14 protein-coding genes are annotated in these 17,347 nt (G+C 64.0%); 9 read left to right on the top strand and 5 right to left on the bottom strand.

Features of this window, described 5'->3' with window-relative positions; genetic code table 11:
* Positions 1-272: 272 nt before the first annotated feature.
* Positions 273-1,493 carry an argininosuccinate synthase gene (locus EV691_RS19090; RefSeq protein WP_131299332.1) on the bottom strand — a complete coding sequence of 407 codons (1,221 nt, stop codon included), beginning with the start codon at positions 1,491-1,493 and terminating at the stop codon, positions 273-275.
* 159 nt (positions 1,494-1,652) lie between these two features.
* Here EV691_RS19090 and pyrC point away from each other — a divergent pair, with 159 nt between their 5' ends.
* The 4 genes from pyrC (at position 1,653) to bfr (ending at position 4,595) form a co-directional block, all read left to right on the top strand.
* Positions 1,653-2,699 carry a dihydroorotase gene (pyrC, locus tag EV691_RS19085; RefSeq protein ID WP_131299338.1) on the top strand — a complete coding sequence of 349 codons (1,047 nt, stop codon included), beginning with the start codon at positions 1,653-1,655 and terminating at the stop codon, positions 2,697-2,699.
* On the top strand, positions 2,696-3,370 hold the full coding sequence (gene rnt / locus EV691_RS19080) for a ribonuclease T (protein ID WP_131299329.1): 675 nt from the start codon (positions 2,696-2,698) through the stop codon (positions 3,368-3,370). The genes pyrC and rnt overlap by 4 nt, the downstream gene beginning before the upstream one ends.
* Before the next feature lie 342 nt (positions 3,371-3,712).
* Complete coding sequence (locus EV691_RS19075; protein ID WP_082045475.1) at positions 3,713-3,934, top strand: bacterioferritin-associated ferredoxin; 222 nt, start codon at positions 3,713-3,715, stop codon at positions 3,932-3,934.
* 190 nt (positions 3,935-4,124) lie between these two features.
* Positions 4,125-4,595 carry a bacterioferritin gene (gene bfr, locus EV691_RS19070; RefSeq protein ID WP_089167480.1) on the top strand — a complete coding sequence of 157 codons (471 nt, stop codon included), beginning with the start codon at positions 4,125-4,127 and terminating at the stop codon, positions 4,593-4,595.
* Between the two features lie 333 nt (positions 4,596-4,928).
* On the opposite strand, the gene grxD is transcribed toward bfr, so the two are convergent.
* Positions 4,929-5,255 carry a Grx4 family monothiol glutaredoxin gene (gene grxD / locus EV691_RS19065; protein ID WP_131299326.1) on the bottom strand — a complete coding sequence of 109 codons (327 nt, stop codon included), beginning with the start codon at positions 5,253-5,255 and terminating at the stop codon, positions 4,929-4,931.
* Between the two features lie 301 nt (positions 5,256-5,556).
* Between grxD and argF the strand changes: the two genes are divergently transcribed.
* A complete protein-coding gene (argF, locus tag EV691_RS19060; RefSeq protein WP_039808031.1) occupies positions 5,557-6,477 on the top strand; it encodes an ornithine carbamoyltransferase in 921 nt (306 codons plus the stop codon).
* Entirely contained in the window at positions 6,474-7,583 is a 1,110-nt protein-coding gene (locus EV691_RS19055) for an ABC transporter ATP-binding protein (RefSeq protein ID WP_131256415.1), read from the top strand. The genes argF and EV691_RS19055 overlap by 4 nt, the downstream gene beginning before the upstream one ends.
* Positions 7,584-7,612: 29 nt before the next feature.
* On the opposite strand, the gene ybaK is transcribed toward EV691_RS19055, so the two are convergent.
* Positions 7,613-8,080 (bottom strand): Cys-tRNA(Pro) deacylase, encoded by a 468-nt coding sequence (ybaK, locus tag EV691_RS19050; RefSeq protein WP_131299323.1) that lies wholly within the window; start codon positions 8,078-8,080, stop codon positions 7,613-7,615.
* A 46-nt stretch (positions 8,081-8,126) separates the two neighbouring features.
* Between ybaK and glpD the strand changes: the two genes are divergently transcribed.
* A complete protein-coding gene (gene glpD, locus EV691_RS19045) occupies positions 8,127-9,737 on the top strand; it encodes a glycerol-3-phosphate dehydrogenase (protein ID WP_131299320.1) in 1,611 nt (536 codons plus the stop codon).
* On the opposite strand, the gene EV691_RS19040 is transcribed toward glpD, so the two are convergent.
* Together EV691_RS19040 and metE are read right to left on the bottom strand one after the other, a co-directional pair.
* Complete coding sequence (locus EV691_RS19040) at positions 9,661-10,650, bottom strand: alpha/beta hydrolase (RefSeq protein WP_207390224.1); 990 nt, start codon at positions 10,648-10,650, stop codon at positions 9,661-9,663. The genes glpD and EV691_RS19040 overlap by 77 nt on opposite strands.
* 133 nt (positions 10,651-10,783) lie before the next feature.
* Positions 10,784-13,075 (bottom strand): 5-methyltetrahydropteroyltriglutamate--homocysteine S-methyltransferase, encoded by a 2,292-nt coding sequence (metE, locus tag EV691_RS19035; RefSeq protein ID WP_131299317.1) that lies wholly within the window; start codon positions 13,073-13,075, stop codon positions 10,784-10,786.
* A 107-nt stretch (positions 13,076-13,182) separates the two neighbouring features.
* Between metE and metR the strand changes: the two genes are divergently transcribed.
* A complete protein-coding gene (gene metR, locus EV691_RS19030; RefSeq protein ID WP_131299314.1) occupies positions 13,183-14,109 on the top strand; it encodes a transcriptional regulator MetR in 927 nt (308 codons plus the stop codon).
* A 136-nt stretch (positions 14,110-14,245) separates the two neighbouring features.
* The gene (locus EV691_RS19025) at positions 14,246-17,338 is read left to right on the top strand and encodes a transglycosylase domain-containing protein (protein ID WP_131299312.1); all 3,093 of its coding nucleotides are present in this window, start codon (positions 14,246-14,248) and stop codon (positions 17,336-17,338) included.
* The last annotated feature ends 9 nt before the right edge of the window (positions 17,339-17,347 follow it).

The raw sequence follows: 17,347 nt of genomic DNA, 5'->3' as shown, positions 1-17,347 counted from the left end.
AATTGCTTGATTCAACTTGTTAAAGAGCGTTTCGCTTGAGCCTTTCGTCTCAACCGAGGCCGCGCATTCTACAGCAGCCTTCGAACCTGTCAAGCAGAAAAAACAAAAACCTTAAGCCATTTTTACTCAACACTTATGACCATACTTTTTCAAAATAGCAGAAGGACGCCACACCACCTCATGTCCAACTGAAACAGGCGACGAAAGGAAAGAAAGGAAAGCGGGACAAGCCCCCCCAAAAAAGCGAGAAATCTCACCCCGCAACCCTTAACTCAAACCAACGTGTTACGCCCTTTGTTGGCGGCAATACGCATGCGCAGCGCATTGAGTTTAATGAAGCCCGCGGCATCAGACTGGTTGTAGGCGCCAGCATCATCCTCGAAGGTGGCGATGTTGGCATCGAACAGCGAGTCGTCGGACTTGCGGCCGACTACGATGACGTTGCCCTTATACAGCTTCAGGCGCACCACGCCGTTCACGTTAGCCTGGGAGACGTCGATCATCTGCTGCAGCATCAGACGCTCCGGGCTCCACCAATAACCGTTGTAGATCAGGCTGGCGTATTTCGGCATCAGCTCGTCTTTCAGGTGGGCCACTTCGCGATCGAGGGTGATCGACTCGATGGCGCGATGGGCCTTGAGCATGATGGTGCCGCCGGGGGTCTCGTAGCAGCCCCGCGACTTCATGCCGACATAGCGGTTCTCGACGATGTCCAGACGGCCGATGCCGTTCTCGCCACCGACCTTGTTCAGCTGGGTCAGCGCCTGAGCCGGGGTCATCTCGACGCCGTCGATGGCGACGATGTCACCGTTGCGGTAGGTCAGCTCGATGTAGGTCGGCACGTCCGGAGCCATCTCCGGGGACTTGGTCCAGCGCCACATATCTTCTTCGTGCTCGGTCCAGGTATCTTCCAGCACGCCACCTTCATAGGAGATGTGCAGTAGGTTGGCATCCATGGAGTACGGCGACTTCTTCTTGCCGTGACGCTCGATCGGGATCTCGTGCTTGGCTGCATAGTCCATCAGCTTCTCGCGGGACAGCAGGTCCCACTCGCGCCAAGGCGCGATCACCTTGACGCCCGGCTTCAGCGCATAGGCGCCCAGCTCGAAACGCACCTGGTCGTTGCCCTTGCCGGTGGCACCGTGGGAGATGGCGTCGGCGCCGGTTGCGTTGGCGATCTCGATCAAGCGCTTGGCAATCAGCGGACGGGCGATGGAGGTACCCAATAGGTACTCGCCTTCGTACACAGTGTTGGCGCGGAACATCGGGAACACGAAGTCGCGCACGAATTCTTCGCGCAGGTCGTCGATGAAGATTTCCTTGACGCCCAGGGCCTGGGCCTTAGCACGCGCAGGCTCCACTTCCTCGCCCTGCCCCAGGTCAGCGGTGAAGGTCACCACTTCGCAGTTGTAGGTATCCTGCAGCCACTTGAGGATCACCGAGGTGTCCAGGCCACCGGAATAGGCCAGAACTACCTTTTTCACGTCCGCCATGCCATCAGCTCCACGGGTTTTACGAAAAGGCGCCGATTGTAGCGACGACACCCAACCTTTTACAGAGGCGCCACCCTCCTTCTGACCACAAGCAGCAAGGTGCTGCCTGGAACCTTTTCCGGTAGGATGCACGGCAGCCTCAATTTTCTGGAAGCTTCAATGTCCGACCGCCTGACTCTGCTACGCCCCGACGACTGGCACATTCATCTTCGCGACGGCGCCGCCCTGGCCCGAACAGTGCCCGATGCAGCACGTGCTTTTGGCCGCGTCATTGTTATGCCCAATCTGGTCCCCCCCGTGCGCAATGCTGTTGAAGCGGTCGACTACCGGCAGCGCATCTTGGCCGCGTGCCCCGCGACTAGCCGCTTCGAGCCTTTGATGACTCTCTATCTTACGGATCGAACCAGCCCAGAGAACATCCGGACTGCCAAAGCTCATGGCGTTGTGCATGCGGCCAAGCTATATCCTGCAGGAGCCACGACTAACTCTGATGCCGGAGTCACCAGCATCGACAACATCTTCCCGGTGCTGGAAACGATGGCTGAAGTAGGCCTACCGCTCCTAGTACACGGCGAAGTGACTCACAGCGAAATCGATGTATTCGATCGCGAAAAGCGCTTTATAGATGACAACCTAACCCGCATAGTCGAGCGCTTTCCTACTCTCAAGGTAGTGTTTGAGCACATTACCACCCATGATGCCGTACAGTTTGTAGAGGCCAGCGGCAGTAATGTTGGCGCCACCATTACCGCTCACCATCTTTTGTACAACCGCAACCATATGCTGGTCGGCGGCATTCGCCCGCACTTCTATTGCTTACCGGTCCTCAAGCGCCACACTCACCAGGAAGCCCTACTGGCCGCCGCCACCAGCGGCAACCCAAAGTTCTTTCTCGGCACCGACTCGGCGCCGCATGCCCGCCACGCCAAGGAGGCCGCCTGCGGCTGCGCTGGTTGCTACACAGCCTACGCGGCCATCGAGTTGTATGCCGAAGCCTTCGAACAGCGCAATGCCCTAGACCGGCTAGAAGCCTTTGCCAGCCATCATGGCGCCGACTTCTACGGCCTACCGCGAAATACTGAGTACATTACGTTGATCCGCAAGGAATGGACGGCACCGGCCAGCCTGACGTTCGGCGAGCACAGTTTGGTCCCATTGCGTGCAGGAGAGAAATTGCGCTGGCGTCTGCTGGAGGAAAACACGTGACCGAAGAACGCTTCGACGACATCCTCGAAACACCTAGCGCCACCAACACGTCACGCCACCCCTTGGCACACCGCTTTCGAGGCTACCTGCCAGTCGTTGTGGATGTTGAAACCGGTGGATTCAACAGCGCGACCGATGCCCTGCTGGAAATTGCAGCCACCACCATCGGCATGGACGAACAGGGTTTTCTGTTCCCTGAACATAGCCACTTCTTTCGAGTCGAGCCTTTTGAAGGCGCCAATATCGAAGCGGCAGCCTTGGAGTTCACCGGCATTAAACTTGATCATCCTCTACGCATGGCAGTCAGCGAGGAACACGCTCTGCATGAGATCTTTCGCGGCGTACGCAAGGCAGTGAAAGCCAATGGCTGCAAGCGCGCCATTCTAGTCGGCCATAACAGCAGCTTCGACCTAGCCTTCCTCAATGCCGCTGTGACCCGTTGCGACATTAAGCGCAACCCCTTTCATCCCTTCTCCAGCTTCGACACGGCCACCCTGGCCGGCCTTGCCTACGGCCAGACCGTACTCGCCAAGGCATGCCAGAGCGCCGGTATAGAATTTGACGGGCGCGAAGCTCATTCAGCACGCTACGACACGGAAAAAACTGCAGAATTATTTTGCGGGATCGTCAACCGCTGGAAAGAGATGGGCGGCTGGGTAGATTTCGCCTGAGCGAGCAGATTGCCCCCTCGATCACAAGTTCCCTCTCTTCTCGCCAGCCAAGCTGACGAACACTCCCAAGGCTCACTCGAGCGAGGCGCGGGCACCCCGAGGACAGCCTCGCTCCCAAGCCAACTCAGTGGGCAACGGAAGGCCCCTCCTCCTGCGCAAGCTCCGCCATTGGAGACTGCCTCCCCAGGAAGAAGCACCGGGATTCTTACCGCCAGAAGCCACATCAAAGTCTTTAGACCTGAAGATTTCGGACTGACCAGCGGCCAGCTGAAGCTTTGACAATCATTCTCACTAAGATTAGGATCTCCTCATCACGTCATTACCTGCCGAACAGAGGCGCCTATGTACGTATGTCTTTGCCAAGGTATCACCGATGGTCAAATCCGCAATGCAGTCCAAGGCGGCTGCTGTACCTATCGTGATGTACGTATTGCCCTTGGCGTTGGCACGCAGTGCGGCAAATGCGCATGTGTAGCCAAGCAGATCGCACGAGAGACTCTCGGCGAAGAGGCGCAAAACACCCAGGATGCAACCTTCTGCCCAGCAGTGCTGGCGGCCTCTTGATGCTTGATGGAAACCGGCCTCCACAGAATTCGGTTTCCTCCGCTCCACCCTCTCCAGCCTCGCTGAACTCCTCGCGCAAACAGTCGCACTAGAGACTTATTCTCTATTAGACTCAATCACTTAGCTTTTGACATATCCAGCCCGAAAGACCAAACTGCCTTATCAACATCCCGATTCAAAAGGAATGGATATGAAAGGCGACAAGATAGTCATTCAGCACCTCAACAAAATCCTCGGCAATGAGCTGATCGCAATCAATCAGTATTTCTTGCATGCTCGCATGTACGAGGACTGGGGCTTGGAGAAACTCGGCAAACATGAGTATCACGAGTCCATTGACGAGATGAAACATGCCGACAAGCTCATCAAGCGCATTCTGTTTCTCGAAGGCCTGCCTAACCTGCAGGAACTGGGCAAGCTCCTCATCGGTGAACACACCAAGGAAATGCTTGAGTGCGATCTGAAGCTCGAGCAAGCAGGGCTGCCCGATCTGAAGGCCGCCATTGCCTACTGTGAAAGCGTTGGGGACTATGCCAGCCGTGAACTGCTGGAAGATATTCTCGAGTCCGAAGAAGAACACATCGACTGGCTGGAAACCCAACTGGACCTGATCAACAAGATCGGCCTGGAGAACTATCTGCAGTCGCAAATGGATGAATGAACGGAAAGAGCCTCGCCCGAGTGACTGCAAGCAAGGCACTCTATAGGAACTACAGCACGCCCCGAACCACTCGGGGCGTTTGCTTTTTAGATGCGCACTGTCAAAGGGCAGGACAATAGCAAAGCCGCACAGCCATGGAACAACCCAGACAGATGACTACCCGAAATAAAAGCAAGGAAACAGACCGCCTCGCCTGACTTGAACCCAAATGCATGCACTAACGAAAATGCCCATATATTATATATGGGCATTTCTCTGACCACTCGTTCAGGCTGTCCGATTTTCACAGGCTATATTCGGGCCAGAACCTTTGCGATTGCCCTTGCATATCAATCAAGAGTCGGCTTTACCGGCTGCTCCCTTGACGACCTGCTGCAACTCACCCTTTTCAAACAGCTCGAGAATAATGTCGCTACCGCCAACCAATTCACCATTGACCCACAGTTGCGGAAAGGTCGGCCAGTTGGCGTACTTCGGGAGGCTGGCGCGAATGTCCGGGTTCTGCAGAATGTCGACATAAGCAAAACGCTCGCCACAGGCCATCAGGGCTTGCGCGGCACGAGCGGAGAAGCCGCACTGCGGGGCGTTCGGCGAGCCTTTCATATATAGCAGCACAGTATTGCTGGCGATCTGCTCTTTGATGGTTTCGATGATATCCATGGGAGTTACCTCGGCTGGGCTTTCCGACGAAGTCGGCACGATGGCCGCATTGTAACGGAAAACCAAGCTCCGCGCTCAGCCTTCACCAGCCCCTTCAGAAGCAAGCCTTTCCTGCAGGAGACAGGCATGGACTTTGCTTTCACTGCTGGGAGGGGCAGTTTGCGCGATTTTGCCTTTTCCCTATAAGATCGCCGCTTTCCCATTTTCGCCACCCTTTGTGTGGCTGCTGCAGGTACGGTTATTTCGGGTAGAGATCCTCGCCCGACCGACAGCTCGTACCGATATAAGAAAGGAACCGATGATGAGCGCAAGGCACTTTCTCTCACTGATGGACTGCACGCCCCAGGAGCTGGCCAACCTGATTCGTCGCGGCATCGAGCTGAAGGATCTGCGCAATCGCGGTGCCCTGTTCGAACCACTGAAGAATCGCGTGCTGGGCATGATTTTCGAGAAGGCCTCGACCCGTACCCGACTGTCCTTCGAAGCGGGGATGATCCAGCTCGGTGGCCAGGCCATCTTCCTCTCGCCGCGGGACAGCCAGCTAAATCGCGGCGAACCCATCAGCGATACGGCCATCGTCATGTCGCGCATGCTCGACGCCGTGATGATTCGTACCTTCGCCCACAATACCCTGATGACTTTCGCCGAGAACTCCCAGATCCCCATCATCAATGGTCTGTCCGATGACCTGCATCCCTGCCAGGTGCTGGCCGACATGCAGACCTTTTTCGAGCACAGGGGTTCGATCCAAGGCAAGACCGTGGCCTGGGTCGGCGATGGCAACAATATGTGCAACACCTATATCGAAGCTGCCCGGCAATTCGATTTCCAGCTCAGGATCGCCTGCCCGCAGGGTTTCGAACCCAAGCCAGAATTTGTCGCCATCGCACCCGACCACGTAGAAATCGTCCGCGATCCGCGTGAAGCGGTTGCCGGTGCCCATCTAGTCAGCACCGACGTGTGGACCTCCATGGGCCAGGAAACGGAAGCCGAAGACCGGCTGGCGCTCTTCAAGCCCTACCAGGTGACCGGCGAACTGCTTGACCTCGCAGCCGGCGACGTCCTGTTCATGCATTGCCTGCCGGCTCATCGCGGCGAGGAGATCAGCCTCGACCTGCTCGACGACCCACGCTCGGTGGTCTGGGACCAGGCGGAAAACCGCCTGCATGCGCAGAAGGCGCTGCTGGAATTTCTCATCGAACCGGCCTACCACCACGCATGACCCATTCCTTACTGCTCAACCTGCGCAATCTCGTCTGTGGCTACCAGGGTCACAGGGTCGTCCAGCAGATCAGCCTACACCTGAATGCCGGCGATATCGGTTGCCTGCTCGGTCCCTCCGGCTGCGGCAAGACCACCACCCTTCGCGCCATCGCCGGTTTCGAGCCGGTGCAGGAAGGCGAGATCCAGTTGGCCGGCGAGGTGATCTCCTGCGCTGGCTTCACCCTGGCACCCGAGAAGCGCCGCATCGGCATGGTGTTCCAGGACTATGCGCTGTTCCCGCACCTCACGGTGGCGGAGAACGTCGCCTTCGGCATCCGCAAGCATCCGCAGCGCGAACGCATCACCGCCGAACTGCTGGAACTGGTCAAGCTCGCCCATCTGGCCCAGCGCTATCCCCACGAGCTTTCCGGCGGCCAGCAGCAGCGGGTGGCGCTCGCCCGCGCCCTGGCACCGGAACCGCAACTGCTGCTGCTCGACGAGCCCTTCTCCAACCTGGATGTGGAGCTGCGCCGCAAGCTCAGCCACGAGGTGCGCGACATCCTCAAGGCTCGCGGTACCAGCGCGGTACTGGTGACTCATGACCAGGAAGAGGCCTTCGCGGTCAGCGATCACGTCGGGGTCTTCAGGAATGGCCACCTGGAACAGTGGGACACCCCCTACAACCTCTACCACGAACCGCTCACCCCCTTCGTCGCCAGCTTCGTCGGCCAGGGCTACTTCATCCGCGGCCAGCTGCTGACCCCGGAGACGGTGCAGACCGAGCTCGGCGTGATCCAGGGCAACCGTGCCTACACCTGCCCCACCGGCAGTTCCGTGGAGGTCCTGCTGCGTCCGGATGACATCGTCTACACACCCGCCAGCGAATTGAAGGCCACCATCACCGGCAAGACCTTCCTCGGCGCCTCCACCTTCTACCGCCTGCAACTGCCCACCGGCAGTCCGCTGGAGGCCATCTTCCCCAGCCACATCGACCATCTGCCAGGGGAACAAGTCGGCATCAGCGTGGCAGCCGAACATCTGGTGATCTTCCCCACTGCGGACAACAGTTCCCTCGAACCCGAGCCGGCCAGTTCCGGCGTGCGCCGCTATAGCGAGGCGAGCTGATCGCAACCGCCGGCCAGCGGCTGCGCGACTCAGCGCCCGATGGCCGCGAAACTCGCCCGGGTGTGCTCGGCCAGCACCTGCACCGCCAGCTCCACCTCCAGTCCGCGCCGGCCGGCGCTGACGAAGATACTCGGGAAGGTGCGGGCCGACTCGTCGATGAAAGTACGCAGGCGCTTCTTCTGTCCCAGCGGACTGATGCCGCCCACCAGATAGCCGGTGCTGCGCTGGGCGACGCCAAGGTCGGCCATATCGACCTTCTTGACTCCGGCGGCGCTGGCCAGGGCCTTCAGGTCCAGACTGCCGGCGACCGGCACCACCGCCACCAGCAGCTCGCCCTTCTCGGTCGAGGCCAGCAGCGTCTTGTAGACTTGCTCCGGCGGCAACCCCAGTTTCTCGGCCGCCTCCAAACCATAGGAGGCGGACTTGGGATCATGGATGTAACTGTGCACACGGAACTCGGCGCGGGCTTTTTTCAGCAGATCGATGGCGGGAGTCATGTTCGAAAGTGGAAAATGGGACCATAGAACCGTTACCTTAGCCGAAATGGACAACAACTCCCCAGCCTCTCCCGCAACTTCCGATGCCCCGCTCTACGACCTGGTCGTGGTCGGCGGCGGCATCAACGGCGTCGGCATCGCTGCCGATGCCGCCGGACGCGGCCTGCGCGTACTGCTGTGCGAACAGCACGACCTGGCCGCACACACCTCCTCGGCCAGCAGCAAGCTGATCCACGGCGGCCTGCGCTATCTCGAACAGGGCGAGTTTCGCCTGGTACGCGAGGCGCTGGCCGAACGCGAGATATTGCTGGCCAAGGCACCGCATATCGTCCGGCCGCTGCGCTTCGTCCTGCCCCTGCGCCCACAGCTGCGACCGGCCTGGCTGATCCGTGCCGGCCTGTTCCTCTACGACCGCCTGAGCGCTCGCGGGCAGCTGCCCGCCTCGCATGCCGTGCGCTTCACGGCGGACAGTCCGCTCAAGCCGGAAATCCGCCGCGGCTTCGAGTACGCCGACTGCCAGGTGGACGATGCCCGCCTGGTGCTGCTCAACGCCATGGCCGCACGGGAAAGGGGCGCGACCATTTGCCCCCGCACCCGCTGCCTGTCCGCACAACGCCAGCAGGGCCTCTGGCAGATCGAGCTGCAGCGGGCCGATGGCCAGCGCTCCAACGTTCGCGCCCGGGCGCTGGTGAATGCCACCGGCCCCTGGGTGACCCGCTTCATCGAGGATGCCCTGCACCAGCGCCCGCCCCATCACATCCGCCTGGTCCAGGGCAGCCACCTGATCGCGCCACGCCTTTATGAGGGCGACGAGGCCTACATCCTGCAGAACGAGGATCGACGCATCGTCTTCGTCATTCCCTATTTGCAGCGCTACAGCCTGATCGGCACCACCGACCGGGAGTTCGCCGGCGATCCAGCCCAGGTGGCCATCGGCGAGACGGAGATCGACTACCTGCTGCGGGCGGTCAACGCCCACTTCAAGCGGCCGCTGCAGCGCAGCGATATCCGCCACAGCTTCTCCGGCGTGCGTCCGCTGCTCGACGATGAATCGCATGACCCGGCCGCCATTACCCGCGACTACAGCCTCAGCCTCTCCGCCGAGCAGGGTCAGGCCGCGCTGCTGTCGGTGTTCGGCGGCAAGCTGACCACCTACCGCCGGCTCGCCGAAGCGGCACTCGAGCAGTTGGCGCCCTTCCTGCCACCGATGAAGCCGAGCTGGACCGCCGGCACGGCACTGCCCGGCGGCGAAGAGCTGGACGATCCGGACGTGCTGGCCGGCGACCTGCTGCAGGAGTTCACCTGGCTGCCCGACGGACTCGCCCAGCGCTGGGCCCATACCTACGGCAGCCGCGCCTATCGCCTGCTCGAAGGCGCCAGCCAGCCTGCCCATCTCGGCGAACACCTGGGCGGCGGGCTGTACGGCCGGGAAGTGGACTACCTGTGCCGCGAGGAATGGGCCGAGCAGGCCGAGGACATCCTCTGGCGGCGCACCAAGCTCGGCCTGCTGCTGCCGCCGGCCGCACAGCGACGGCTCGCCGAGTATCTGAGCGAACGGCCGGCCATCAGGCAGCGCACGACTACAGCCGGGCCAGGGCCCTCTCCCGACGCTGGCTGCGCAGATACGGCAGCACAGCCGCCAGCAGCGGCTCCTTGAAGGCCTCCTGGAAACGGTGGGCCAGGCCAGGGATCAGCCGCAGTTCGCTGCCCTGCACATGCGCGGCGACATGCACGCCGTGCATCGCCGGCAGCAGGGGATCGGCAGTCCCGTGCACCACCAGGGTCGGCAGGCGGAGACGCCTGAGCAGTTCGACGCGACTGGGCTCGGCGAGCAGGGCCAGGATCTGCCGCTTGACGCCTTCCGGATTGAAGGCACGGTCGTATGCCGCCGCCGCCTGCCGCCGGAGCTGCTCGCGGTCGGCATCGACCTGCGGACTGCCGAGTGCGGCGAGCAGCTCGACCTGACGCTCGATCGCCATCTCGCGACTGTCCGCCCCGCGCCGCGCCAGCAGCTTCAGCAGCGCCTCGCTGGGCCCCGGCAGACCCAGGGCACCGGAGCTGGTCATCACCAGGGTCAGGCTCTGCACCCGCTCCGGAGCCAGATCGGCCATGTGCTGGGCGATCATGCCGCCCATGCTGACACCGAGCACATGAAAGCGCGGCACCTGCAGCCTTTCCATCAGCGCCAGCGTATCCCGGGCCATGTCACGCAGGGCATAGGGGGCAGACACCGACAGCCCGAGCCGATGGCGCAGCACCCCGTAGGTCAGGCTGGCCTGCGGCACCTCCTCATCCCAGCTGGAAAGGCCGACGTCACGGTTGTCGAAGCGGATCACCCGGAAGCCCTGCCGGCACAGTCCGAGCAACACCTCGTCGGGCCAGTCGATCAGCTGGCCGCCGAGCCCCATGATCAGCAGCAGCGCCGGATCGGAATTCCGCCCGATGCTCTGGTAGGTCAGCCGCACCGCGCCCGTGTCGGCCTGCGCGGTCGGCGCCTGGAGATCGCAGCGGGAGGCCGCCAGGCTTGGCAGGCCGCACAGCAGGGCGGCTAGAAGGACGAAAGTACGCATCGCAAACACCCGAAAAACAGAACTCCATTGAAACAGGATTGTGCGGATGTTCGTTCGAGCGCGTTACCACATAACAGTGACAGTTTGATGAAGGCTGCCGAACGGTAGACACCGGATCGATCTTTCCGCAGGCTCAGGCGCCACCCTCATCCGCCTGCGCCCGGGACGCGCGCAGCGCCTGCGCCGCTGCCACCATGTTGGCCAGCGCCGCCTCGGTTTCCGCCCAGCCGCGGGTCTTCAGGCCGCAGTCCGGGTTCACCCACAGGCGCTCCGGCGGGATGCGCTCGGCGGCCTGGTGCAGCAGCGCAAGCATTTCCTCCCGGTCCGGCACCCGCGGCGAGTGGATGTCGTAGATCCCGGGGCCGATCTCGCCGGGATAGGCGAATGCCTCGAAGGCTTCGAGCAGTTCCATCTGCGAGCGCGAGGCCTCGATGGAGAGGACATCGGCATCCAGTGCCGCGATGGCCTCGATCAGATCGTTGAACTCGCTGTAGCACATATGGGTATGGATCTGGGTCTCGTCGCGCACCCCCGCACTGCACAGGCGGAAGGCCCGCACCGCCCAGTCCAGGTAGTGCCCGCGCTCGGCCTGACGCAGCGGCAGCCCCTCGCGGAAAGCCGCCTCGTCGACCTGCACGATGCGGATACCGGCGGCCTCCAGGTCCTGCACCTCGTCGCGGATCGCCAGGGCCAGTTGCAGCGCCTGCTGCTCGCGCGACAGGTCCTCGCGCGGGAAGGACCACATCAGCATGGTCACCGGGCCCGTAAGCATGCCCTTCATCGGCTTGCCGGTAAGGCCCTGGGCATAGCGAATCCACTCCACCGTCATCGGCCGCGGCCGCTGGATGTCGCCGACGATCAGCGCCGGCTTGACGCAGCGCGAGCCGTAACTCTGCACCCAGCCGAAGCGGGTGAAGGCATAGCCGTCCAGCTGTTCGGCGAAGTACTCGACCATGTCGTTGCGCTCGGCCTCGCCATGCACCAGCACATCCAGCCCGAGGCGCTCCTGCACCTCGACCGCCCGGCGGATCTGCGCCTGCATCGCCGCGCGATAGCCGGCCTCGTCCAGCTCTCCGCGCCGGAAGGCCTGGCGCGCCTGGCGGATGTCTGCGGTCTGCGGAAAGGAGCCGATGGTGGTGGTCGGGAATGCCGGCAGCTCGAGCTGCGCACGCTGCTGGCCGATGCGCTCGCTGAATGCCGTCGGCCGTTGCCAGTCGCTCGCAGCGAGGCCCTGCAGGCGGGCCTGCACGGCTGGCTTGTGGATGCGCGGGGACTGCCGGCGCGTCTCTTGGGCGCTCCGACTCTCGGCCAGCGCCACGCGCACTTCGGGCGCCCCGGGCTCCTCGAGGGCGCGGGCCAGGAGCGCCACCTCCCGGCACTTCTGCACGGCGAAGGCCAGCCACCCTTTCAGCTCCGCATCGAGCCCGTCTTCCTGGGCCAGATCCAGCGGGCTGTGCAGCAGCGAGCAGGACGGCGCTACCCACAGCCGCTCGGCGAAGCGCTCGGCGGCCATCCGCAGCGGCTGCAGGGCCTGCTCCAGATCGCAGCGCCAGACGTTGCGGCCGTTGACCACGCCGAGGGACAGCACCTTGTACGGCGGCAGGCGGTCGAGCACGCCGGCCAGTTGCTGCGGAGCGCGGACCAGGTCGATGTGCAGGCCGTCGACCGGCAGGTTAGCTGCCAGGCCGAGATTGTCGTCCAGCGCGCCGAAATAGGTCGCCAGCAGTTTCTTCAGCGGCGCCTGCTGCAGCAGGTGATAGGCCTGCTCGAAGGCACTTTTCCAGGTCTGGGGCAGATCCAGCACCAGGATCGGCTCGTCGATCTGCACCCACTCCACGCCCAGCGCGGCGAGCCGGCCGAGAATCTCGCCATAGACCGGCAGCAGCCGTTCGAGCAGCTCCAGCCGGTCGAACGCCTCGCCTCTTGCCTTGCCCAGCCAGAGGTAGGTCAGCGGGCCGAGCAGCACCGGCTTGACCCTGTATCCCAGCTGCCGGGCCTCGGCTACCTCCTCGAACAACTGCTCCCAGCTCAGGCGGAACTGCTGGTCGGCGCTGAACTCGGGGACCAGATAGTGATAGTTGGTATCGAACCACTTGGTCATCTCCAGCGCCTGGGTGCCGGTGCCGCGCGCCATGGCGAACAGGGTGTCCAGGCTGACCTGCCCGTCGGCCGGGCGAAAGCGCCGGGGAATCGCGCCGACCAGCAGCGAATGGGCGAGGACCTGGTCGTACCAGGCGAAGTCGCCGACCGGCAGCAGTTCGATGCCGGCATCCCGCTGCGTCTGCCAGTGGGCGGCGCGCAGCGAACGGCCGAGCGCACGCAGGCCGGCTTCGTCCAGCCGGCCCTGCCAGTAGGCTTCGAGGGTCTGCTTCAATTCACGATTGCGACCGATGCGGGGGAATCCGAGGGTGTGGGCCAGAGCCATGCGCTGTTCTCCATGTCAGTGAAGGCGGCATTGTCGACAAGGCCCATGTCATGAGACAAACTCAGCTTATTCTTGATTAACTTTATAAATTTTCATGAGAGACCACCATGCTCGAACTGCGCCACCTGCGTACCCTGCACGCCCTGCGCGAGGCCGACAGCCTGGTGGAGGCCGCCGAGCGCCTGCACCTGACCCAGTCGGCGCTGTCCCACCAGTTCAAGGAACTGGAGGATCGCCTCGGCCTGCAACTCTTCATCCGCAAGACCAAGCCGCTGCGCTTCACCAGCGCCGGGCTGCGCCTGCTGCAGCTGGCCGACGCCCTGCTGCCCCAGCTGCGCAGCGCCGAACGCGACCTGGCGCGCCTGGCCGGCGGCACCGCCGGCCGCCTGCACATGGCCATCGAGTGCCACAGCTGCTTCCAGTGGCTGATGCCGACCATCGACCAGTTCCGCGACGCCTGGCCGGAGGTCGAGCTGGATCTCGCCTCCGGTTTCCCCTTCGCGCCCCTGCCGGCGCTGGCCCGCGGCGATCTCGACCTGGTGGTGACCTCCGACCCGCTGGAGATGCCCGGCATCGCCTACGTCCCGCTGTTCACCTACGAGGCGCTGCTCGCCGTGGCCAACCAGCACCCGCTGGCCGCCAAACCCTACGTCCGCCCCGCTGACCTAGCCGGGGAGGTGCTGATCCACTACCCGGTGGAGCGCGATCGCCTGGACATCTTCACCCGCTTTCTCGATCCGGCCGACGTTGAACCGGCCGGCGTGCGCACCGCCGAGCTGACGGTGATGATGCTGCAGCTGGTGGCCTCCGGGCGCGGGGTCTGCTGCCTGCCGAACTGGGCGCTGCACGAGTACAGCTCGCGCGGCTACGTCACCGCGCGGCGGCTCGGCGAGAAAGGCCTGTACGCCACCCTGCACGCGGCGATTCGCGCCGACATGCTGGACGCGCCCTTCATGCGCGACTTCCTGCTGACTGCCAAGGACACCTCCTTCGCCACTCTGGAAGGCGTCAGCGCGGCGCAGAAAAGCCGCTGAGCCGCCCCACTCGCCCGGCAAGCGAAACAGTGCGCAAAAGAGCGCTGAAAGAGGCTCCCCGGGGGCTGCAGGCAACGGCTAAGCTAATGTCCGACAGGACAGGCAGACAGGCGTAAACCGCCAGGTACAGGTTGATATGGGTGCAATTTGGCAGACCGATAAACAGCAATCCGAGCTCCCCGAGCACGATCTGCCGGCCACCGCTCCTCCTCCGCCCCGCCGGCTGCGCTGGCGCCTGCTGTTCTGGCTGCTCGTGCTGGCCGCTGCCAGCGTGCTCGGCATGCTGCTCTACTCCGAAATGCAGACCTCGCGCCTGCAATCCCGGGAGATCAGCCGCTACGCCGCCACCCTCGGCTATTCGGTGGGCGACGGCCCGAGCCCGGCGATCCATTTTCCCGAATACGGCCCCTACGATCGTCGCCTGGGCTACACGGCGCTGCCCGAATGGCTGCCGCGGCTCGAACAGCGGGGCTTCGAGATCACTCGCCAGGCACGCTTCTCCCAGCCGTTGCTGGACTACAGCCGCCACGGCCTGTTTCCGCCCTATGCGGAAAAGCCCCAGGCCGGGCTGACCATCAGCGACTGCCGCGGCCTGCCGCTCTACAGCTACCGCCTGCCGAAGGACTTCTATCCCGACTATGCCGGCATCCCGCCGCTAGTGGTAAGCAGCCTGCTGTTCATCGAAAACCGCTATCTGCTCGACCCGGCGCAGCCGCTGGCCAACCCCGCGGTGGACTGGCCGCGCTTCGCCAAGGCCGCGCTCTCCCAGGTCCGCGAGCTGTTCGGCTTTGCCGGCCAGACGGCCGGCGGCAGCACCCTGGCCACGCAGATCGAGAAATACCGCCACTCGCCGGACGGCCTGACCGACTCGGCCATGGAAAAGCTGCGGCAGATGTTCTCCGCCAGCGTGCGCGCCTACCAGGACGGCCCGCAGACCATGGAGGCGCGCCAGGACGTGGTGCGCGACTACCTGAACAGCGTGCCACTCGCCGCCGCGCCGGGCTACGGCGAGGTGCACGGCCTGGCCGACGGCCTGCGGGTCTGGTACGGCGCCGACTTCGCCCGGGTCAACCAGTTGCTCGCCTCGGCGGACGCCAGCCCCGCCGAACGCGGCCTGGCGCTGCGCCAGGTACTTTCGCTGCTGATCGCCCAGCGCCGGCCCTCCCACTACCTGATCGCCGGCCGCGACGAGCTGGCCGCCCTCACCGACAGCCACATCCGCCTGCTGCGCAGCGGCGGGCTGCTCGATGCCGGCCTGGCCGAGGCCGCCCTGGCCCAGCGCGTCACATTCCGCGACTGGATGCAGGAGCCGGCCGTCCAGCCCATCGAAACCACCAAGGGCATCAGCGTCGCCCGCAGCCGTCTGGCTACCCTGCTGCAGCGTTCGCTGTACGACCTCGACCGCTTCGACCTGTCCGCCAGCACGCCCCTGCAGGGCGAGCTGCAGGACGCCGTCACCCAGTATCTGGGCCAGTTGGCCGACCCGGCCTTCGCCGAACGCGTCGGCCTGTTCGGCGAGCGCTTGCTGTCGCCGGAGAAGACCGCCGAGGTGCGCTACAGCTTCACGCTGTTCGAACGCAGCGGCGACAGCTTCCTGGTGCGGGTGCAGACCGACAGCACCGCGCAGCCCTTCGACATCAACGAGGGCAGCAAGCTGGAGCTGGGCTCGACCGCCAAGCTGCGGGTGCTGGCCACCTACCTGGAGATCGTCGCCGAGCTGCACGCGCGCTTCGCCGGACAGGACCGGGCTGCGCTGCAGGCAGCGGAGGCGCGGACGGAACCGCTGGACTTCCTGACCCGCTGGGCGCTCGAATGGCTGATGATGAATCCGGACGGCAGTCTGCCGGCTATGCTCGACGCCGCCCTCGAGCGGCGCTACTCAGCGAGTCCGGGCGAGAGCTTCTTCACCGGCGGTGGCCTGCACACCTTCGCCAACTTCCGCAAGGAGGACAACGGCCGCCGGCCGACCATGCGCGAGTCGCTGCGCGAGTCGATCAACTTGCCCTTCGTGCGCCTGTTGCGCGACATCGTCCGCTACACCATCTACCAGTCGCCGAACAACAGCGTCGCCCTGCTCAAGGACGACCAGGACCCGCGCCGCCTGGAGTACCTGACCCGCTTCGCCGACCGCGAGGGCACGGTGTACCTGCGCCGCTTCTGGAACAAGTACCGCGGCAAGAGCAGCGACGAGCGCCTCGCCACCTTCCTCGAGGGCCTGCGCGTCACCCCGGTGCGGCTCGCCGCGGTGCACCGCTACCTGCTGCCGCAGAGCGACCGCGCCAGCTTCGACGCCTTTCTGCGCGCCCAGTTGCCGAACGACCGCACCCTCACCGAGAAGCGCCTCGACAGCCTCTACCGGACCTACGGTCCCGGCGCCTTCAACCTGCCCGACCAGGGCTACATCGCCCGCGTCCACCCCCTTGACCTGTGGCTGCTGGGCTATCTGATCCAGCACCCGGCGGCCAGCTACGAGGAGGTGGTGGAGGCCAGCCGCGACGAGCGCCAGGAGGTCTACGGCTGGCTGTTCAAGAGCCGCCACCGCAGCGCCCGGGACAGCCGCATCCGCACCATGGTGGAAGTGGAGGCCTTCCTCGACATCCATCAGCGCTGGCAGCGGCTGGGCTATCCCTTCCCCCATCTGGTGCCTTCGCTGGCCACCGCCCTGGGCAGCTCGGGCGATCGCCCGGCGGCGCTCGCCGAGCTGATCGGCATCATCCTCAACGATGGCGTGCGCCTGCCGGTGGTACGCATCGACAGCCTGGAGTTCGCCGTCGACACCCCCTACGAAACCCGTCTCGGCCTCGCGCCGGACCGCGCCCGCCGGGTGCTCGCCCCCGAGGTCGCCGCGGCCCTGCGCGGCGCCCTCGCCCAGGTGGTGGAGAACGGCACCGCACGCCGCCTGCATGGCAGCTTCCGCCAGGCCGACGGCACGGTGCTGACTGTGGGTGGCAAGACCGGCACCGGCGACAACCGCATCCAGCGCTTCACCCGCGGCGGCTACGTGGTCAGCTCGCAGGCGCTGAACCGCACCGCCACCTTCGTCTTCTACCTCGGCCCGAACCACTTCGGCACCCTCACCGCCTACGTTCCCGGCCGCGCCGCGGAGAAGTTCCAGTTCACCTCGGCGCTGCCGGTGCAGGTCCTCAAGGGCATGGCACCGATTCTCCAGCCCTACCTACAGGGGCCGAACAGCCTCTGCCAGGCAGCGCCGGCGACCGCACGCAACTAGAACCACTCG

It is taken from the genome of Azotobacter chroococcum (assembly GCF_004339665.1).
Taxonomy (GTDB): Bacteria; Pseudomonadota; Gammaproteobacteria; order Pseudomonadales; family Pseudomonadaceae; genus Azotobacter; species Azotobacter chroococcum.
The sequence above is the reverse complement of the archived record's forward strand: the minus strand, read 5'-3'. Positions and strand labels throughout refer to the sequence as shown.